At 24.8% G+C, this 23,799-nt stretch carries 10 protein-coding genes; all 10 read right to left on the bottom strand.

All coding sequences use genetic code 11. The features are described from left to right. Nucleotides 1–14: 14 nt before the first annotated feature. The 10 genes from MarbSA_RS09610 to MarbSA_RS09565 all read right to left on the bottom strand — a co-directional run bounded on the left by MarbSA_RS09610 (nt 15) and on the right by MarbSA_RS09565 (nt 23,774). The gene (locus MarbSA_RS09610; protein ID WP_054835756.1) at nt 15–209 is read right to left on the bottom strand and encodes a helix-turn-helix transcriptional regulator; all 195 of its coding nucleotides are present in this window, start codon (nt 207–209) and stop codon (nt 15–17) included. A gap of 128 nt (nt 210–337) precedes the next feature. Beyond that, a complete protein-coding gene (locus tag MarbSA_RS09605; RefSeq protein ID WP_221061512.1) occupies nt 338–868 on the bottom strand; it encodes a phosphatase PAP2 family protein in 531 nt (176 codons plus the stop codon). 161 nt (nt 869–1,029) lie between these two features. After that, the gene (locus MarbSA_RS09600) at nt 1,030–1,674 is read right to left on the bottom strand and encodes a DedA family protein (RefSeq protein ID WP_054835875.1); all 645 of its coding nucleotides are present in this window, start codon (nt 1,672–1,674) and stop codon (nt 1,030–1,032) included. Between the two features lie 532 nt (nt 1,675–2,206). Next, entirely contained in the window at nt 2,207–2,845 is a 639-nt protein-coding gene (locus MarbSA_RS09595; protein ID WP_156314634.1) for a hypothetical protein, read from the bottom strand. 299 nt (nt 2,846–3,144) lie between these two features. Beyond that, entirely contained in the window at nt 3,145–9,000 is a 5,856-nt protein-coding gene (locus MarbSA_RS09590; protein ID WP_221061511.1) for a beta strand repeat-containing protein, read from the bottom strand. A gap of 282 nt (nt 9,001–9,282) precedes the next feature. Then, nucleotides 9,283–10,254 carry a transposase gene (locus tag MarbSA_RS10370; protein ID WP_231624340.1) on the bottom strand — a complete coding sequence of 324 codons (972 nt, stop codon included), beginning with the start codon at nt 10,252–10,254 and terminating at the stop codon, nt 9,283–9,285. 963 nt (nt 10,255–11,217) lie between these two features. Next, nucleotides 11,218–14,250: a pseudomurein-binding repeat-containing protein gene (locus tag MarbSA_RS09580; protein ID WP_054835491.1), complete on the bottom strand. Its 3,033-nt coding sequence runs from the start codon at nt 14,248–14,250 to the stop codon at nt 11,218–11,220. Nucleotides 14,251–14,646: 396 nt separating this feature from the next. Then, entirely contained in the window at nt 14,647–16,485 is a 1,839-nt protein-coding gene (locus tag MarbSA_RS09575) for a pseudomurein-binding repeat-containing protein (RefSeq protein WP_221061510.1), read from the bottom strand. 244 nt (nt 16,486–16,729) lie between these two features. Continuing rightward, nucleotides 16,730–17,965 (bottom strand): hypothetical protein, encoded by a 1,236-nt coding sequence (locus MarbSA_RS09570; RefSeq protein WP_221061509.1) that lies wholly within the window; start codon nt 17,963–17,965, stop codon nt 16,730–16,732. Nucleotides 17,966–18,338: 373 nt separating this feature from the next. After that, the gene (locus tag MarbSA_RS09565; protein WP_244987901.1) at nt 18,339–23,774 is read right to left on the bottom strand and encodes a beta strand repeat-containing protein; all 5,436 of its coding nucleotides are present in this window, start codon (nt 23,772–23,774) and stop codon (nt 18,339–18,341) included. Between the last annotated feature and the right edge of the window lie 25 nt (nt 23,775–23,799).

The raw sequence follows: 23,799 nt of genomic DNA, 5'->3' as shown, positions 1-23,799 counted from the left end.
GCATTAATAATAAATTATTCTAAGACAAAAACATCCTCAATATGTTTACAACCTAATATTTTAGTTATTTTATAAGCTAAAGCTAATGAAGGATTATATTTCCCATTTTCAAGAGCACTTATAGTTTGTCTACTGACATTTGATTTTTTAGCCAGCTCATCTTGACTCATCCCTAATTCATGCCTAATATATTTTATTTTAGTTTTCATTAACTTAAACAACCCAACATTGCTTTTTAATATATTCTAAAAATATATACTCTAATATAATATTTTATCTAATCATATTATATAATAATATTGATTAAATATCAAATTAAAATATAAAAAAGGATTTTCTACAAAGCAATTTTTTTATATTCTTTTTTTTCTTTTAGAAAGTTTATATCATTAAGATATCTATTTACTATAAAAGTAGCTAATAAACCTCCGAATATTCCGATTAATCCTCCAATAAGAATATCGAATGGATAATGAACACCAATATACACTCTTGAAAAAGAAGCTAATAATGCTATTGGATAAAGAATCCAAGCTAGTTTAAACTGTTTTCCTCTTATTTTTAATGTCCAATTAAGACCAAATGCAGTAGCTAATGCGAATATATTTCCTGAATGTCCTGAAGGAAAAGAATAAGGGTCAAGTTCTATAATTAATAAATTTACATACTTTAAAACTATAAAAGGCCTAGGTTCTTCCACCAGTACTTTCAATGTAAATATTATTATAACTGTAATTATAAAGGCAATTAATCCGATTATAGCTAACCTTCTTAATTTTATATTTTTTTTAAAAACACCAAATATCAGTAATATTATACTTATAGTGAAAACGACTGCGGTACTACCTATATCTGTTATAATTGGCATTAAAAAATTAAAAAAACTATTTTCTAATGTATGATTTATAAAATAAAATAAAAATATATTTATATCAATCAAACTGTTATATATACTCGTAATTATTCAATCAACCCCCTCTCTTTTTTTCTACAACATTTTTACAAATGAAAGTTAACTCTATAGTATAACTATCTATATTTTCTATATTTTCTAAGTAGTTCTTTCAATAAAATTGGTAAAACTGATATTACAATGATGAATACTATTAAAAATGAAAAATTATCCTTAATAATTGGAATATTTCCAAATAAATAACCAATTGAAACAATTAAAGTTATCCAAAGTACACCACCAAAAATATTATATGATAAAAATTTTTTATATGGCATAGATCCAATTCCTGCAACAAAAGGAGCAAATGCTCTAATGATTGGAATAAATCTTGCTAAAATAATTGTTCTAGCACCATATTTTTCATAAAAATCATGGGCTTCCATTAAATGTTTCTTACTAAAAAGTTTAGAATTCTGTTTATTAAATATTTTAGGCCCTATAAATTTCCCAATATGATAATTTAGAGTATCTCCCAATATTGCTGCAAAAGAAAGAATCATAATCACAAAAACCACATTTAAGTGACTTTTTGCAGATAAAGCTCCCACAACAAATAATAAAGAATCACCCGGCAAGAAAGAAACAACTATAGTTCCAGTCTCAGAAAAAATTACCAAAAATAATATTACATAGCTCCACAAACCAAATGAATTAACTATATAAACTAAATATGTATCTAAATTTAAACTTATATGAATAATTTGACTTATAAAATCCATAAACTTCCCCTAAATTCTTTTAAAAAACATTTATTCCTTATATAATCCCAATTAAAACTATTTGTAATATATACATGAAATTAACTATTATTTTATATTAATTTTTAATTTTGAAAATATTTAAAATATGTAAAAAATATATGAAATTTGTAAAATTTATATTACAATTGTAAGATATTTCTTACATAATATATAAAAGTTTTTATTTGAATGAAAAATAAGTTTAAAAAATAAAAATAAAAAAATAGAATTAAGTCAAATATAAAAAAATAATATAAAAATAATATAAAAAAATAAACAAAATAAAAAAAGAACATATTAAAATATTAAATTAATAAAATTAGCTATCAGATTCATTATGGTTATCAAAAAACACCAATTTCAGAATAATAATCATAATAACATATTGGATATAATAATATCAACAGTAATGATTTATTAGGAAAAAATAATCCAGCAAAGAAAAAAATTATAAATATAGTTTAAAAAGTTTCATTTAACTTTCTTTAAAAGAGATACTAAAAAAGTGAAGTTATCCAAATCTATCCATTTTTATATCTAAATCTTCTTCAACAGACTCATAAATTTTATTTAAGTGTTTAAGTAACTGTGAATTTAAAATGATAGATTTATCCTTACTAAAATCAGGATTATTTGAAGCTTGATCTTTAACATTATTAATAGTACTGCAATAATCATCAATCAAATGTCGAATATTTTTAGGCATATAATAAAAATCATGAATATTATGACGAGTTATTTCAAAACTGTAATAAATATTTTTTCTACTTTCAATAACACTATCTGTAGATTTAACAAGAGATTCAGATTCAATATCCTCCAAAGAATCCTTATTTTTAAACAAAAGATCAAATAAATCCAATAAAACTCTTTCTTTATCTTTATATCTTAGCTCGAGCTTTAAATTTTTTTCACTATATCTTAACTGTTCCCTAATAACTTCTTTTTGCTCTTCAAGCTCTTTTTTTAATCTTTCATCTTGGTTAGCAAGTTCAACAGTTAAATTATCAACTTCTGTTTTTAATTGAATTTGCAACCTTTCATCAGCTTTTTCAACCTGTTTTCTTACCATTATATCGTTTCTATAATTTGTATAAATTAAACCCATAAAAGCTAACAATGATGATGAAATTGCTATTGTATCTCCCAATTGAAATCCATAACCATCTAATATAAAAGCTATTATGGATAAAATTAATAATCCACTTATTAAAATATAATAACTTCTATTATTCATAAAATAATATTTATTATAACAAATATTTATTTCTTTATACAAAAAATCTTAAACTAAAAATAAAATTAGTTAAAATAAATAAAAAATAAGTAACTCAAATAATTTTTTAAAAAAATAAAAAATAAAATAAAATAAAAAAATGAAATAAAAATAAAAAAGATAGATGAAAATCTAGAATTAATAAATCTAGAATTAATCTAAAAAATATCTATCTATTTTATATTAACCTTTCTTAAGCTTTTACTGGAATAATAATACTTATTTCCAACAAATTTTCCTATAACACTAGCTTTTCCCTTAAAATTAATTTTTTTAATGTTAAGTATAGCTATACCTTTACGGTTAGTCTTTGCTTTACCAACATACTTATTTTTGATATAGAACTTAACATAGCCTTTAGAAATGTATTTTTTAGCTTTAAGATTAATAAGTTTAATAGCAATCTTTCCTCTCTTCTCAAACTTACCTAAAAATTTAGGTTTAGAAAGTAAGGATTTAGACTTAGAGACCTTAATATTCTTGTTTGAAACAAAACCATTAAGAGTATTATCAGAATTAAATACAGCTTTAATCTTTTTTGTCCCAACAAATTTATTAGCTAAATATTTATAAGTTGCCAGGCCTTTAAAATTTGTCCTAACAGTTTTAACTTTAACATTGTTAACATAAAAGCTCACTAATTTTCCAGATAATGCTTTACCAGTACTATCTTTTAAAACAGCTTTTAGAGTTATGTAATTATTAAAACTACCTTTAACAGAACTCATAGTTAAAATAGCCTTTTTCTTATTAATTTTAATAGTATTAGTGTTACTTTTTGAGGAATTATAGTCTTCAACACCATTGAATGAAGCAAACCAATTTGAATTCATTGTTTTATTGAAAACACGGTAATAGACAGCTAATCCATTAGCATTAGTCTTATTTTGACCAATGTAAACTCCATTAAGATAAAAACGAACAACTTGATTAACAAGTGGATTACCATCTTCATCTGTCAAAACAGCAGAAAATTTAACCTTATTATTAACAAGTCCATCAATTTTTATAATATTAATTTTAGTCTTTTTTGGATCTTCTTTTTCAGCTACTATTATTTCAGCATTTTTAACAGAAACATTATTTTTACCAGCAGTAGTATTATAATTACCAGATAGAGAATAAGATCCTAAATTATCTAAAATTATAGTATAATTAGCTAAACCTTCATTTACTGGAACTAAATAAGTCATTCCATCGAATATAAAGCTAACATCACCACCAGTAATAGGATTACCCATATCATCACAAATTGTGGCATTCAATTTTACAGTAGTTCCATTTAAAACTTTAACAGTCTTGTTTCCTAAGAAAGTTAATATTACATTGTTTATTGATCCATTATTATAGATATAGTTTCCTTTAATATTAGCAGAACAGTTAGTCATTGTATTATTTTTGATATTTAATGTTCCATTGTTATATATTGCTCCACCAATATCTGCATGTTCATTAGTAAATTTTGAATTAACTATATCTAATTTAGAACAATTATTACTGTTGTATACTGTTCCACCAAGCTTTGCAGAATTTTTAGAAAAATTACAATTATTTACTGTAATTATTCCCCAATATGCAGAAGGGAACTCATAATAACCATAATTAAATATAACACCACCATTTTCTCCTGCAATATTAGAAACAAATGAACTATTACTTATATTCATAATTCCAAGGCAGTTTGAAATAGCACCACCATCATTTACTGCAGTATTATTTTCAAACTTAGAATTTGAAATATCTACTTTAGAATATGTATTATAATTATATACTACTCCACCAGCTTTTGCAGAATTCTTTGAAAAGGTACAGTTATCTATTGTGACATTTCCCCAGAATTCAGATGGGAAATTATAATGGCCATAATTAAATATAACTCCACCATTTTCACCTGCAGTATTATTAGTGAATCTAGTATTCTTTATATTCAAAATTCCAAAGTAATTTGAGATAGCTCCACCATTTCCAGTTAGTGCATTATTATTCTCAAATATAGAATTTGTTATGTTTCCATAAGGTACAGAATTATAACCAGCAAAGATAGCACCACCATCAACACCAGCAGTATTATTTATCAATGTACAATTATCGATTACAAACCAATCAATTTCAGTTGTGACATTATCACCAGAATAGATAGTTGTATAAGTGTTAGCTAGTTCAAGAGCTCCTCCGTTAGCTTCAGCAGTGTTATTAATAAATTCTGAATTTTTTAGAACTAAATTTGCAGAATGATCATAAATAGCACCACCAGAGGCAATATAACCAGTATCTTTATCAATAGCTTTATTTCCAATAAATGAACAGTTGATAATATAAGCAGGAGCAATATTTAAGAATATAGCACCTCCACGATTTGCATCATTTTCAATGAATTTACTGTTTGTTATTGTAGTGTTACTTCCTGGATAATTACTACTATCTGCATAAATTGCACCAGCATAAGTATTAGCCCTATTATTAATAAATGTTGAATTATCAATAATTAAACTACCATAGCCACTATTTTGAACAGCACCAGCATAAGCTGAAGTAGCAGAATTGTTTCTGAATATTGAATTTTTGATTATTAAAAGACCCCATGACTGGATAGCACCAGCTTCACCAGCAGTGTTATTTTCAAAAATACAATTATCAATGGTTAGATTTCCACCAAACTGAACATGAATAGCTCCACCATAACCTGCATAATAGCTTGTAGAAGCATTACCATTAGCAAGGATAAGATTGATTAAAGTTAAAGAAGAGCCTTTATCAATATTAAATAACCTTGTAAGATAGTTTCCAGATATAATTACAGGGTTAGATGGATCTAAAGAAGTTATAGTAATAGTTTTATTGATTTCCCAAGGTTCAATTGGCATATATCTATGACCAACATCAACTTCACTAGTAAGGATGTATAAACCACCGACACCTTTAATAATATCATTAAAGTTAGCTGCATCAACAGCTTGCTGTAAAGTTCTATATCCTTTATCACCAATAAACCATTTATAAACAGCTTGTTCAACAATTACATCAAAAATCTGATTATCAATTCTTGCTTGGATTAAACCAGCAGTTTCACCACCAGTAAATGATATATAAGAAGTACCATTTATTAATAAGACATTTGTCCCATTAAATGATCCAGAACCAGAAGTAACATTTAAAACAACAAAATTATCAGGCAAAGGATTTGATAAATTAGTATATGTTGTACCATCAGTGACAGTGTTTAGTTTAACCGTAATATAAGAAATTTCACCAGTATAAACTTTAGTAGTATTAATAGTCATTATCACCCAATAATCAACATCTACACAAGTTGGCTTAGTATTGGTTCCCCACCAATTATAATTAGCAGTTACATTTCCACCATTGTTTTTTATAATAGTATTATTGAGGATAGAGTAACTTATATTTAAATTACCACTATTATTAATAGCTAAATTTGCACCACTTTTCTTGTTATTGATAGTTGAATATGTAATAGATAATTTTCCACTTCTGACAACAATTGCACCATTAGTTGAGTTAGCATTTAGTGTTAGTCCATAAAATGAAACATTTCCAGAAACAATATCAAATATCTGTTCATATCCGTTTCCAGTAATATCATTTCCATTAATTATAACAGTTCCATTAGCTATAATCTCTAAATCACCATTAATAACTAAATTACCCTCATTATAAGTTCCATTTAAAATGATAATCTTATTAGAACCCCCTTGAGCTGTAGCAATTTCAATAGCTTTTGAAATAGAAGCAACAGGTGAATCTTTTGAACCAATATTTGAGTCAGTACCTGTTTTAGATACATAAACAATACCAGAATACTGAGAACCTACAGTGAAATTAAACTTTTTAAAATTACTTGGAATATTAAAGTTTACTGATTCATATCCGACAGTTGAAGCTGTATAAATCATAGATCCATTAGTATTAATTGTAATTGAATCTTGGTCAAATGAACCTAAAGTAGCATTAGCTTTAATTGTAATATATGGCATTATTTCTGAAAGTGTATAATTGTTTACTCCATCAGTATACTTAGTAAAGTCAATGGTGAAATTAATTTTATCTCCAGGATCGGTTTGTCCTGTGGAATTTGAATTGATTAATAAAATAACCCATTTTGTAATATTTACTCCACTGGATACAGTTAAATTTCCTGGTTTACTATTATTTCCCCAGAAATTATAATCAGCCATAGCTTTAATTCCACTTTTTGTATAAATTCCATTTAAACCAGCACTATTTGTAGCAGTATTGTTAATGAAATTACAATAATTTATGGTTAAATTATTGTCCTGAACATTAATAACTCCACTATAAGCTTGAGAACCAGTAGCAGTATTATTTATAAAAGAAGTTCCATTAATTGTAGTTATCATAGTTGTATAAATTACAGCACCATATGAACCTTTATTATTAATAAAACTACAATTATTAATTATTAAATAACGACCAGCATTTCCATTTCCACCACTTACAGAACCAGTATTAATTGAACCAGCATTACCATTACCATTAACAAAAGTTAAACCTTCAAATTTAGCATATTTAACTGAAGATGCAGAAAAATAGAACTGTCTTTTATTATTACCATCAATAATTACATTACCAACACCAATAATAGTAAAATTAGCAGTTACAGTATAATCTTCAACATAATAATGTCCTTCTTCAACAATTATTGTATAATTGCCTCCAAGTGCTGCATTTTGAGTTAATGCTTTTGTTATTGTAGCATAAGGATTATCTTCAGAACCATTACCTGTACTATCACTTCCCCTACTACTAGAAACATAAATAACAGTAGAAGGAGTTATAGTATTAACAACAACAGTTCCATTAAAAATATTGGACCCATAATCAACTGTGTTTGAGCCAGAATATGAACCTGTAATTATATAATTACCAGTTTGATTAAATGTATAATTGTAAGTAGTTATTCCTTCATTTAAAGAAGTAGAATAAGTATTTCCCCCAATTATAAAGTTTACAGTTCCACCAGTAATTGGATTTCCCATATCATCAGTAACAGTAGCATTTAATACAAAACTATCACCTTTTGTAACATTAACAGTCATATTATTTAAAAAAGATAGATTAGTAAATCCTAAGTTACCAGCATTATAATAGATATAATTACCAGTAGGTGCACTACAATTAACCATTGTATTATTATTTAAAATTACATTACTATTTCGAACTACAAGAGCTCCTCCAGTAGAAGTAGCATTATTTGAATCAAAGTTCGAATTTTTAATATTTACAACTGCAGTTGAACCATAAGAGTAGATTGCTCCACCATTTTTTGCTTTATTGAATTTGAAAGTAGAACCCTCAATATTGGTTTTACCACTTCCAGAATAAACTGCCCCTCCATCTTCAGAAGCAGTATTAGATTCAAATATACAATTAGTAATATTTAAAGTTGAATAACTAAATCCATTAATAGCAACAGCAGAACCATATTCTGCATTATTATTTTTAAAATAGCTATTACTAATATTTAAATTTCCTCCCCCTTGATAGATGGCACCACCATAAGTAGAATATCCATCTTTAACATTGTTATTAGCAAAATAACAATTATCAATAGTAGTAGTTCCATCACCTATATAAATAGCTCCTCCACCATCATAGATATAATCATTCTCATTATTTCCATTTATAAAAGTTACATTTATAAAAGTAACTTCAATGTCAGAGTCTATTAAAAAAATTCTTCCATTATTTCCAGCATCTATTATTACACTATCTCTATCTTCTCCAACAATCCTAACCGATTTAGTTATTTCATAACCAGAATCATCATAAACACTATAAGTTCCATTTTTTACAAAAATAGAACCTCCTTTGTCTATTGCTTCTTGGATATTGTTAAATGGATTGTCTATTGATCCATTTCCCCCACTTTGAGCATCAGCAGAAACATAATGATCATAAGTAGTAGGATCTTCTGCAAAGGCTGAAGGCATAGAAATAGCTATAAATAAAAATACTAAAATAATTGTTATATTTTTTATATTATTCATTTTTATATATTTCCCCTTAATTAAATCTCATTTTTACGATATTTAAAAATCTTTTTAATAAATTTTAAAGATTTTATTTTTCCCCTTAATTTTAATATACTCTAATATTCTTATTCCCCATCACATATTCACTCCCTCCCCCAAAGGAGATAATAAATTTATTCAATTAGAATATTCAATTAGAACATCCATTAGAAATGAATAAATTTACAATATGATATGTAATAGTATTCATAAAGCCTCTTATTTTCCTAATAAATTGGCTTTGTAGAAATCCTTTTTTTAGTTGATTTGTATTGATCTGTGTATATTGTAAATTGTGTTTTTAAGTTTGGTTTCTTTGATTGATAGTTTTGTACTTTTACTTTGATTTGTTCCATCAAATAATCTTTTTATTACGCTGAATACACTTTCAACGTTGTTTCTTTTTCTATAAATTTTATTTCGAAAAATTGTAGGGCTATTTAATCTATATTTTCCCTTTTTAGCTCTTTTTTTCAATGGTATTTGGTCAAAAGCTTCAATTTCTTCGTTTATACATTTTCTAATTGGTTCTGTGTCGTACGCTCTGTCTGCTAATATGTAATGAGGTTTATATTTTTTTATTTTTCTAATTGAAGCTATTGCAAATTGTGTATCGTATTTTGGACCTTTTTGTGTTTGATAGTTTAATATTAAACGAGATTTAACATCAATTGCAATATGATTCTTAATGTAGCTTTTTCGCTCTTTTTTGCGTATTTGAGCATAATATTTATCTGCATTATCATTTGTGAACCCACTTCCATCTAAAACAATCATTTCTGGTTTTATATCATTTTCAATCAGGATTAATTGATTTATTTTATTTAAAATTCTTGCAGGTAACCTTTTAAAGAATTTTTGAAGAGTTGTGTAGTGTGGTGCCCTTTTTATATGGAAAAATTTCTTTAAATTATCAGATAAGTCTATTAGAAAGCTTATTTCACGATAAGTTAATTTTAAATAAATTTTCATTGCTAAAATAGTGAATAAAGTAGGTTGTGTGTATAAATGATTAGAAAAATAGTGTGAATACTTATTTATACATTCTTCAGCGTGATTATAAGTGTAAAAAATAAAATTTATAAGTTTATTTTCATTTAAATCAATTTTAAATTGATTTTTAAATCTTTTAATACAGTTTTGAACAGGTTTTTCAAAGTTAAAATCCGAAAGATTTAACTGTCTTGAAATTAAATTATTAAATGGAGAATATGTATTTTTGCGTTTCATATTAATATATATTCTCCTTTTTAATATTTATATCTTTTTAATTAACAAAATTCGAATTAACAAAATTAAATACTTTTTATAAATATTTAAAGAATGAAAAATAGTTTATTTTAAAATTAAAGAATAATATTGAAAAAAAGAAATTTAAAATTTTAAGAAAAATTAGGATTTCTACAAAGCCAATAAATTTTAAAATATTAAAGCTATATGAATAAATATACATATCGATTTATATAAAATATAATATTTATCAGATTAAATATTTAAATCTTATTACTTGAAAATAATAAAAATAATAAAATTAAAAAGATTAAATAAAGAAATATTTAAATACTAAAATTAATTTAAAAGCATTAAAATGAATAATATGAGCATTATAAACCATAAAATTTGAATAGATAATCTAAATGTATAATGCATATCGATAAATTTAAAAACAAATAAAATGTATCCACCATTTATACAAACATAATCCAAAATACATATAAAATAGTTCATATCGACAAGTACAATTATTAATAAAATTTAAATATTAATGAAATTTATAAATCTATTCCCTAAGTTAATGAAAATAGATATAAATCAAAATAATTAAGTAAAAAGCTATTAAAATTAAAAAGCTATTAAAAATATAATAAAAAAGAAATAAGATAAGAAATATGACAAATTAAAAAAAAAAAAAAAAGTAAAAAAGAAAGAAAAATGAAATAATATAAAATAAAATAGAAAAATAAGGCGAGTTAAAAAAATAAAGTAAAAATAAGAAGGATAAAATGAAAATAAGATAAAATAAAGAAATAAAATAAGAAAAAGTAAAAATAAGATAAAAAATAAGATAAAAACAACACAAAAGTAAGATAAAATGAAAATAAGATAAAAAGATAAGAAAAAATAAAATAGAAAATTTAATATAAAAATATGATGATTAACTTTTAATAATCAATAAAAACTTTAAATTCAATATTAGAAAGTTATTTCAGCATATCTACCATATATAGTAGGATTATTTGTGTTCCAATTGTTAACTTTACCTAAGCTATTGCTTGAACTGGTTGTATCTGCAATAACCCACTTTCCATCAATATAAACTTCTGCCCATACATGACCTAATTTTCCACTTTGAGTAAAAATAACTTCACCATTAACATATCTAGAAGCTATTCCACTTGCTCTTAAAAGAGCTATCAATAAGTGAGTTTGATCTACACAGTTTCCAGATTTTGCATTTAAGGTTCCTACAGCTCCTTTTAGTGTATTATAGTAGAATGAGTAAGAAATTTTGTCTCTCACATAGTTGAATATTGCTGTTGCTTTAGCTAAATCTGTTGTCAATCCAGCTGTTAATTGGCTAGCTAATGACTTTATATTCGCATTATTTACTTGACAATTTGTTGTAGCTTTTAAGTAAATAGCTAAACTACTATTTGTACTAGAATTACCACCACTAGAAGAATCATTACCACTAGAACTAGATCCACCATTAAGGGTACTAGGATTAGAAGTATTTATGGTAAGAGTGTTTGGCATTACTCCATTAACATTTAGATAATTCAATACTTTAGAAAGCTCATATACTAAAGATTGGAACTGTATGTTTCCAAGTGTTGAACTTGCATAGTTTGGAGCTTGTCCATTAGCTGCTATATAATTTGATACTCTTAATGCAATGTCTGTGTAATTTGCTTTATTAATTGTTCCTGCAACCTTAGCTCCACTTGGATTTGAAGGAGAAGCAACAGTAATAGGGCTTATTCCACTTGTTAATCCTTTATTTATATTTACAATAGCTTTAGATAAAAGATATAAAAAGCTTGACATTGAATATTGAGTAGTACCAATTGTTACATAATTTGGTAATACTCCATTAATATCAACATAAGCTTTAACTCTTGATGCAGCATCAATTATACTATTTAAACTTATAGTTCCAGAAGAATTAGTAGAATTTCCAAAGTTATAAGAATCAACAGTAGATATTAATTTATTCACTAAATTAGAAGTAACAGATGCACTTTCATACATATAAGTTTCATATAATATAGTAGGTATTCCAGCTTGTACAAGAGGATTGGTTAAAAATGGAGGACTGGTCTGTGAAGGAGGATAATAATAGGTAAGTTCTGGTATTTTACTTATTATTGAATCAGCTATTATTTTTGAAGCAGTGTGATTTAAAGGAGCAAAAATAAAGTTAGTTTCCTCATATGAACCACCAGTTGTTCCTTGATTAGAATGAACATCAATCACTAAATTATAATTATTGCTTATAATATGAGGAAGTACAAATTCCTCTGCAAGTAATTGCCCATTCATTCTACCTTCACTATAATCACTTGGGTCTTTTGTAACATTTATTCTATAAATATAATAACAATACTTCAAATTACTTTTTGAAATTATTGCATTATACAATGCATTATGTACAGCAGACTCAAGAGGATGTAAACCAATAACATAAGCTATTTTTATCTTTGAAGAAGTATTACCAAATGCACCGATTAATTCAACAGTTCCTTTATTATTAGATCCTAAAATTTTAGTAGATAATCCATTAGTACTATTAGTACCATTAGAATTAGTATTATTAGTATTATTATTAGAATTACTTGAACTAGTATAAACAGGTAAATACTTATTCATTGAATGAGAACTAGCTACTTTTATAGTTAAAGTAGTTGGAATCGCTTTATTAACACCGATATAGCTTCCTACACAAGCTAAACCATATAAAGCAGTTTGATATTGTATATTTCCAACACCATAACTTGAACTTAAACAGTTAGGAGCTTTATTATACGTATTTATATATTTTACAAATCTTTTCGCCATATCATTATATTGAGATTTTGTAAAAGTTTTACTGATAGTAGCTCCACTAGGAGATGATGGATTTTTAACATCATATTTAACAGCTATAGCACTAGTTGATCCTGACAACCTTGTGTTTATAGCTTTTGATAGTAAGTATAAAAATTCTGGCATTGAGTATTTATATCCAGAAATTGTAACATAATTCGGTAATTTTCCATTTGAATTAACATAATTTTTAATACTTGTAGATGCAGACCATATGAGACTTTGAGAAATAGTTGTTTGTTTAGAGCCGCCACTAGCAACTAATGTTTTATTAGTTTGAGTTCTTTCATACTTTGGTAAATTTTTATTTAATGTAATTGATTTAGGAATATTCAAACTAATCTTTGGTGTTAAAATACCTCCATAAGATGTGCCATAAACTATTGTATTAAGCAGATATATTGCTGTTTGATATTGCATCTTACCAAGCTTTGTATTAACATAATTTGGAGCTTTATTATACTGTTTAATATATTTAACTATATTTTTAGCATAAGCATAATACTGAGCTTTTGTTAAACTACCTTTAATCGTAGCTCCAGTAGGACTACTTGGATTTTTTATATTATATTTTATAGCTACTTGAGTTGTTTTTTTATTATACTTATAATAAATAGTCATTCCAAGTAAGTACATATACTCTGGCATCGAAAACTTAACATTAGAAATAGTAATATAATTAGGTAGTTTATTATATCTACTTATATAATTATTAATAGTTTTAGAAGCCTGTAAGATTTGACTTTGACTTAATTTAGTAAGCTCACCAGCAGCTTTAATAGTTGTATTTGTTTTTGTGTTAACACTATTAGTATTGACATTATTACTAGTATTATTACTGTTAATATTATTACTATTACTATCACTAATATTATTAATAGTATTATTTGATTTAGAATCATTATTATTAGCATTGTTACTATTATTACTAGCTATATTACTATCCTCACTATAACTACTAATATCATTAAAATTAGAATTATCAGAATATACACTAACAGTATCTTGACCATTATCTTCAATATTGGTACTCGTACTTGAATCCTCTGCAAAACTTGAACTTAAACTAATGAAAAATATACATAACAATGAGATAATTATTATTGTTTTACTAAGATTAATCTTTCCACCCCTTAACAAAATAAAATTTTAAAACATATCTCTTTTACATGTGAATAATATCTGAAAAATATCTAAAAAATTATTATAAAAATATATTAACCCAGTTAATATGAAATTATAGTATAATGCAAATTAATAGATATAATACAATAATGGATATAATACAGAATTAATAGAATAACTATATTATATTAGCAGAATATAATATTATAATAATTATATTAGAATCTTATCAAACTTATTATATTTTATATAATATAGTTATATTTAGAGCCAATAGTTTATAAATGTTCCTAAAAATGACTAAACAATTAAAAAAAGTAATATAATAAAAAATTAAAAAGATAGTAAATAAAAGAGTAAGATTAAAAAATAAACTTTTTCTATATTAAACATTAAATTAAACTCATTAAATCAAAAAACATCTTCTTCTTTAGAAATTAATTGATTGATATTATCTATATTACTTAAATTTTCAATATCAATATTATTAATGATATTATTATTAATAATAGTATTATTAATAATAGTATTATTAATAATAGTATTATTATCAATACTATCTTCAGAAGAATTAGATATATTAGTACTATTATCGGTTAAATTTTCATTAGTTTCATTAGAATAATTATCATCAACAATACTATCATTAATAATAGTATCATTAATAATATTGTCTTTAGCATTATCCTTAATTCCTGAAGTGTTATCTTTTAATTGATCGGTACTTGTAATATATGTATTAGATGTATATTGACTTGCATTATATTCTGTTTTTGTTAAATACTTAGTAGAACCATTAATATGTTCTTTACCAGATACTAGACAAAAATCTGCATCACATATAGTACAAACCCACATTCCTTCAGGGCACGTAGGACCTTCTTCATAAATCATACAACCATCTTTTTTACAAAATGGACAATAATTTTTAAAGGTTGAATTATGATAATAATAGTCCCCTATCACTCCACAACTACATTTTCCAGTGCTAATTAAATATTTATCATTATATTTAACCAACAATGGACCACAAGTATAATTAGAGCTATTAATAATAATAAATCCATCACCAATAGGATCATAAGTACCATTTGTGTTGTTAGATGAATTACTTCCTCCTGTTAAAGGATTCGTGGAAATATTTATAGTTAAATTATTAGGTAGACTACCATTAGAATCAACAAAATCTAATATTCCTGAAAATTCATATACTAAAGATTGGAATTTTATAGTTCCAAGCTTAGAATTAGCATAATTTGGAGCTTGTTTATTTGTATTTATAAAATTTAAAACATTATTAGCTAATATTACAAACTCTCCTTTTTGAAAATTACCAGAGGTAAAATTTCCATTTGGATAGCTAGGTGCTTTAACTGAGATGGGAGTAATATTTCCCTTATTTCCCTTATTAATATTTACGATTGCATAAGATAATAAATATAAAAATTCAGACATAGAATATTGTTTCCCATCAATTAAAACAGAAGATGGAAGAGAGTTATTCATCTCAACATAACTCTTAACTTGTTTAGATGCTTTTAAAATTTGAGTTATAGATAAATTTTTTTGAGTAGGAGTTTTATTATTCGGAGTCACGGGAGTTATAGTATTTTTTGGGAACTTAGGAACATACCTATTCATAGAATGAGTTTTAGATACTTTTAAAGTTAAAGTATTTGGTAAAATACCTTTATTATCTTTAGACCAAGCTAATATTTTACTATTACCATAGATAAATGTTTGAAATTTGATTTTTCCTAACTTAGTACTAGCATAGTTAGGTGCAATATTATATTTATTAATATATCTGTTTACATTTGATGCATAGGTAGAATATTGCTTTTTCGTGAGTTTTCCAGAAATAGAACTTCCAGTTGGGCTTTTTGGGCTTTTAACACCATATTTAACCACAATATTTGATTTTGATTTCTTATTTTTATAAACAATTGTAGCTGAAGAAATAGACATATATTCTTCCATAGAATATTTGCAATTTCCAATAGTAATATAATTTGGTAGCTTTTTATTCTTTTCAATATAGGTCTTGAGATTTTTACTAGCAGATAAAACCTGAGATTGACTTACTTTATTTGGTTTAACTGCTGAATTAGTGGTAGAATCAGCTGCACTAGTTTCACTCACACATACACCCATAAAAAAAACTATGAGTAAAGCTAAAGCTATTATATTATACTTATTTGAAATAATTTTTCTGGAAATGCCTAAAATAGTCATACCTCCAAAAATCATGAAAAAACCTATTCAACAATAAAAATACTATTTTAAAAATATAAATTATTTTAACGTATATAATTTATCTTAAAATATCAACTTAAAATATCATACTATATATAATTTCGATAATAAATTATATAAATCTATCTAAAAAAGTTATATTAAAAATTAAGTTAATTTATACAATAAAAAAATAAAAAAAATTATAACATATAAAAATATTATAAAAAAATATATTAATAACTCTTAACAAATAGTACTAAAATTTGAAATAAAGAGTTTTTGAAACTTCTTTTTTACCAGCTGAGTTGTAAAAAATCATATTTGCAGCTTTTTTATATTTAAAAGTTGAATAAGTAGCAGGAAGAGTTATTTTCACAGTGATAACTTTACCATGATTTACACCTTTAACTTTGATAGTTTTTTTGAATTTACCTGCAGATATCTTTAAGTAAGAAGTTTTAGATTTAGATTCACCAATATTACCTATTTTAAAAGTATAAACTCTACTTTTACTAGAACTTGAAACTTTTAAAGGGATCATTCTTGGGCCAAAATAGTAAACACCAGGATATCCATTTTTAGATATTACTGAAGATCCTGAAACTTTAACATTTTTAGAAACAGATGCAGCTATTCCTTTCTTAGCATGAATAGTACTTTTATAAATTGAACCTTTTGAATTATCAGAAATAAATCCATTTGAATTAGCACCACTAAAGATTATCTTAGAGCCAGAAATTTTCCCATTCCACTTTTTAGCAGATATCCCATAAGATTCTGATTTTCCAGTAATTTCACTATTAATAAAGTTACCTACCCAATCAGGAGCAGAAACTCCCACAGAAATACTTTGCATAGAAATTTTAGTATTTGTAAAATCACCAGCCAATATAGCTAAAACCATAATTCCAGAGCAATAATTTTTATTAAATGTGATTGAACTTTTTTGAAAATTAACAGCTAAATTATTAGATATTATTCCATAATTATATATTCCATTTCCTTTTATATTAGAGTTAATAAAATTAATTTTTCCAGTTCCAATAGAAATAGCACTCATATAATCCTTTTTTAAATTAATAGACGTGTCTTTCATAGTGATTGTTTTCGTAGGTACAGGTGCGAAAATTGTAGAAACAGGATATTTATAAACCCCTTTACCATTATGATTTAAAACTAAACCTGAGAACGTGATCTCATTTGCAGTAATATTAAACATATTTTTATTCTGATTAAAATTAATCTGAGTTTTTTTATTACTTTTAATATTGATAGATTTACTTATTAACAAGGTATCGGATAATTCGTAGTTAGAAACATTGAAAATTAGATTATTTCCTTTCACAGTAGTATAATCATTCATCCAATAATCAATATCTTCATAAGAAGTATTTGAATTTATAGTTAGGTCTGCAGCAGACACTGAACCCATTAACATCGACAAACAAAACACAGCTACCATTATAATTATTAACTTTGCAAATTTAGACATCAACATTACCCCATTAAATATCTTATAGAAATATACATTAGTATACAATAATATTTTATTAAATAATAATATTCAATCAATGGTAATTTTAATCAATGATATTAATAAATATTTCCATTTAAATTTAAAATAAATAAAGTTAGCTTTAATATGTTATATTTAATATAATATTTTCATAATTTATACAATGATTATACTATTATCCAATGATTATACTATATAATTATATGATTATATGATTATATGCCTAAAATATAAAACAAAGCTTTTAAAAACCTTAAACTCAAAAACTAAGCCATTAAATAATAAAATAATTAAGAAAAATTTTCCATAGCTAGAAAAAATCTCAATTAAAATATACGATGTTAATGTTTTAAACTACTTTTTGATTTATTTTATTCTTTGTTATTTTATTTGATTTGTTTTTGAATTCTTGACTAGTTATTAAACCATAATTGTTTTTAGTAATAGTATTTTTCTTTAAAATATTAGTTTTATGGCCTTTATAAACAGCTACACCACTTTTAAAGTTAGAAACATTATTTTTAATTAAAGTATTCCTTTTACTATTTTTATAAATGTAAATTCCATAACCTTTACTATTTGTTTTACCAACAATAGTATTACTTTTAATACTGTTCTCATAACCTTTTATCATAATCCCATTTTCAGTTTTATTAATCTTATTAGATTGTATAATATTACTATTTCCAATAACTTGGATTGCCTTTTTACTGTTGCTCACATTATTTTTAATAATCTTATTGTATTTACCATTAACAACAATATCATTTACAGTATTTTTAGTAATAAAATTAGATTGTATTATATTATAATTACCCTTAACATATATTGCTTTTTTACCATTGCTAATATTATTTTTGTAAATATCATTAATATTACCATTAATTATTATATTCTCAATATTCTTAGTGAGCTTGTTAAATTGTATTTTATTGTTATTACCTTTAATATAAATAGTTTTTTGACTAGATGTAATATTATTCTGGTATATAGTGTTATAATAACCATTAATCATTATAGTATTGGTGTTTTTATCTAATTTGTTATTTCCAATAATATTATAGTTACCATTGATAGTGATACTATTTTTATTATTCTTAATAATATTTTCTTTAATATTATTATTGTTCCCACTAGTGATTATACCATAATCCCCACCATTAATATTGTTTTTAAGGAAGTTACTTGCATTTGCAGTATCTATAATACCTTTTTTAGTATTAATGATTTTATTATTAGTTATATTTACTTTTTGAGTATTTTCAACACCAATAGTACAATTATTAATTATATTATTGGTTATTCTAGTATTAATGCCTTTATTTATAATTGCTCTATAACCACCATCAATACTATTATTGTTTATAGTTACATTAATTCCCTCTATGTAAATTCCTTCATTATTATTAAGTTTGAATTTGTTATTCTCTATTTTAAAGTTGTTTCCATTGTTCCAAATAGCAATTTTATTATTATTGTTTGTTATATTGTTGTTTTTGACTGTGGTATTTTGTCCAATGTTTTTAATATATCCATTAAATTGACTGTCAGTAATTTGATTGTTATTTCCATTAATTTCAAGATTATAATAGTTACCATCAGCATTTATCACATTCATTCTGTTATTATTACCATTAAGAAGTATTATGAAAACATTATTATTAAAATTACCACTACTTAAATCATGTTTAACTAAAGAATTATTCTTCAATATAGTAATAAAGAATCTATTATCAGTTATATTGCTATTTTTATTAATATTATCAATATACAATCCAATATCATCAATATTATAAACAGTATTGTTGATAAAATTAAAAGTATTCTTTGAATAAATAATATAATTATTAACTATCTCATTATCCAAAAACAAAGAATTCATAACACATAAAACACCATTATAATCGTTATATATAACATTACCATATTTAACAGTGTTATTTATAAAATTAGAACTATTAATACATAAAAAACCAGTGTTTAAGATAGTTCCATAATATTCAACAAGATTATTTTTGAAGTTTGAACTAACAATATTCAAAGCACCATTATTAATTATGGTTCCACCATTAGTTGCATTATTACTTTCAAAGATTGAATTAGTAATATTTAAAAGACCATTGAGATCATTAAAAACAGTTCCACCAAGATATATAGTATTGTTAATAAAATTCAAACTATTAAGATTAACACTACCATTATGATTGTAGATAACAGCATTAGTTGCATTGTTATTAATAAAATTTGAATTACTAATATTTAAAATATTAATATCTGAATTGACAATAATAGCACCATATTCGACATTGTTATCTGTGAAGTTTGAACTAACAATGCTTAAAACACCATTAAGATTTTCAATAACACTCCCCAAAATATCGCTATTATTAACAATATTATTAACAAAGTTTGAATTATTAATATTAGTAATACCATTATCATTAAAGATAGTAGCACCATTTACTGCAGTATTATTATTGAAATTTGAATCAATAACTGATAAATTAGCAATATTATAAATAACCCCACCTATAGTAGCATTATTGTTAGTGAAAACTGAACTATTAATATTTAAATTACTTCCAGAATTATAGACAGCACCACCACTAGAAGCATTATTATCAATAAATTTAGAACCATTTATGTTCAAATTAGCATTATTATACACAGCTCCACCATATAAAGCTTCATTACTTATGAATTTTGAATCATTTATATTGAGATTTCCATCATAATTAGAGATAGCTCCACCATTACTTGCCTTATTATAAATAAATTTTGAACTATTAATAGAAAAATTATTACCTTTATTAAATATAGCCCCACCAGACTCATAAGCTTCATTACCAGTGAAATTAGAACCATCAATAATTAAACTATCACCATCACCATAAACAGCACCACCATAAACAGCATGATTATCAGTAAAACAAGACCCAACAACAATAAAGCTACCACCATGATTATAAACAGCACCACCATTATCAGCAGTATTATTAATGAAATTTGAATCATCAATATTTAAAGCACTTTCTTCATTGTATATTGCTCCACCATAACTGATTCGTCCATTACTATATATACCATACATACTATTTGCACTATTATTAGTGAAATTTGAATCAATAATATTCAAGGTACTATTACAGATATTTGATATTGCTCCACCATAACCATCACTTACCACATTATTAGTGAAATTTGAGCTATAAAAAGTTAAATTACCAAGATAATTATAAATAGCTCCACCATAATCAGTTGCAAAATTACTTACAAAGTTAGAATTAACAAATGAATAATTACCCATATTATAAATAGCACCACCAATATTATTAGAAGTATTATTTATGAAGTTATTATTATTAATAATCATATTATCTGCTATATTATAAATAACAGCACCATTACTAGCATTATTGTATTCAAATTTTAAATTATTTGTAACAAAGTTATTACCAGTATTATAAATAGCTCCGCCAATATTAGCTAGGTTATAATTAAAATTAGAATCAAAAATACTAAAGTTATCAATATTATTGTAAATAGCACCGCCCATACTAGCATTATTGTATACAAAATCAGATTTATTAATACTTAAATAACCATTATTATAAATAACTCCTCCATGTAATGCACTATTAGAAACAAAATAAGAGCCTATAATCTCAATAACTCCATAATAATTAGAGAGAGCTCCACCATTGTTAATAGCAATATTATTTACAAACTGAGAATTCAGGATTTCAACAGTACCAATATCAGTATTATGAATAACTCCTCCATTAAAAGCATGATTATTCATAAAAAAAGAATAAGAAATATTTAAAATACCAACACCAGTATTATAAATAGCTCCACCAATAAAAGCATTATTATAATTAAAATTGCAAGATAAAAGTTCAACAAGATTAGTATTATATATTACAGCCCCATTAGAAGCAGCATTATTATAATTAAAATCGCAAGATAAAAGTTCAACAAGATTAGTATTATATATTACAGCCCCATTAGAAGCATTATTATACCTGAATATAGAACCTTTAGCTTCTGTATTAGCTGTATTATAGATAGCACCTCCTGTAGAAGCATTACCTCCCTCAATAAGTGAAGTAATAATACTTAAATTACTAATTCCATTATTATAAAAAGCTCCTCCATAAATTGCAGTATGATTTATAAAATTAGTATTAGTAACATTTAAATTACCATCATAATTATAGATAGCACCACCACTAATTGCACTGTTATTTACAAAATAAGAATCAAAAATCTGTGATATTCCATAATCATTATATATACCACCACCACTAGTAGCTGTGTTATTAATAATATTAGAATTTAAAACATTTAAAATACCAGTATTATAAAAAACACCACCACGACTTGCATTATTACTAGTAAAAAATGACTTAAAGATTTCTAAGCTAGCTCCATATTTATTATAAATAGCACCACCAAAACTAGCAACATTGAAATTAAACATAGAATTAGTGAGATTTAACATATCTTCATTATAAATAGCACCACCATAAATTGCAGTGTTACCAGTGAAATCAGCATAAAAAATATCTCCTAAACTACGATTATTATAAATAGCACCACCAAAACTAGCATTATTATTAATAAAGTTCCAATACCAAATGTAATCTAAAACACCATTATTATAAATAGCACCACCAGAATTAGCATTATTACCAGTGAAATTCATATAAAAAATACGCTCTAAAACACCATTATTATAAATAGCACCACCCCAACTAGCAACATTATTAAAAAAGTTAGAATTATCTATATTTATACTGCCATTATAATTATTAAAAACAGCACCACCAAAAATAGCATTATTACCAGTGAAATTCAAGTTAAAAATATCATCTAACAAGCCATTATTATAAATAGCACCACCATAATTAGCAATATTAGCTATAAAGCTAGAATTATCAATAATTACACTACCATTATAATTATTAAAAACAACACCACCAAAACTAGCATTATTAGCTATAAAGCTAGAATTATGAATAATTACACTACCATTATAATTATTAAAAACAACACCACCGTTTGGTGCAGTATTATTTATGAAAATAGAGTTAAAGATTGAAATAGAGTTAAAATAATTGATAGATGAATAATTATCCTTATTAAAAATAGCACCACCATTAGCTATCCCAATATTATCTACAAAACTAGAGTTAATAATATATAACCTATCATCATTATAAATAGCTCCACCATCAATAGCAGCATTATTTGTAAAACTAGAATTTAAAAGATCAATACTACCAGTATTATATAATGCCCCACCAAAAGTTGCATTATTATTAGTAAAACTTGATTCATTGATAGTTAAATAATTATGATACCCATTATAAATAGCACCACCAAAACTAGCAAAATTAGAAACAAAATTAGAAAGATTAACATTTAATATACCATTATTGTAAATAGCACCACCAAAACTAGCAGAATTAGTGATAAAGCTAGAATTTATAACTTTAATAGGATTATCATAATTAGTATAATTAGTAAAAATAGCACTTCCATTAGATGCATTATTACTTCTAAAAATAGAATCAACAATAATAGTAATATATCCAGCATATATAGCTCCACCATTAAGAGCATTATTCATTCTAAAGCTTGAATTATTAACATTTAAATTTACTGAATAGATAGCACCACCATCATACAATGAAGTATTATTAATAAAGTTAGTGTTAACAACAATTGTATTACCCCAAATTGCACCACCACTTCTACCTGCTGTATTATTAGCAAACATACAGTCCAAAATAGATGGTTCATCT

Source organism: Methanobrevibacter arboriphilus, assembly GCF_019669925.1.
Taxonomy (GTDB): Archaea; Methanobacteriota; Methanobacteria; order Methanobacteriales; family Methanobacteriaceae; genus Methanobinarius; species Methanobinarius arboriphilus_A.
Note: the sequence above shows the minus strand (reverse complement) of the source record. Positions and strands in the feature narration are given on the sequence as shown.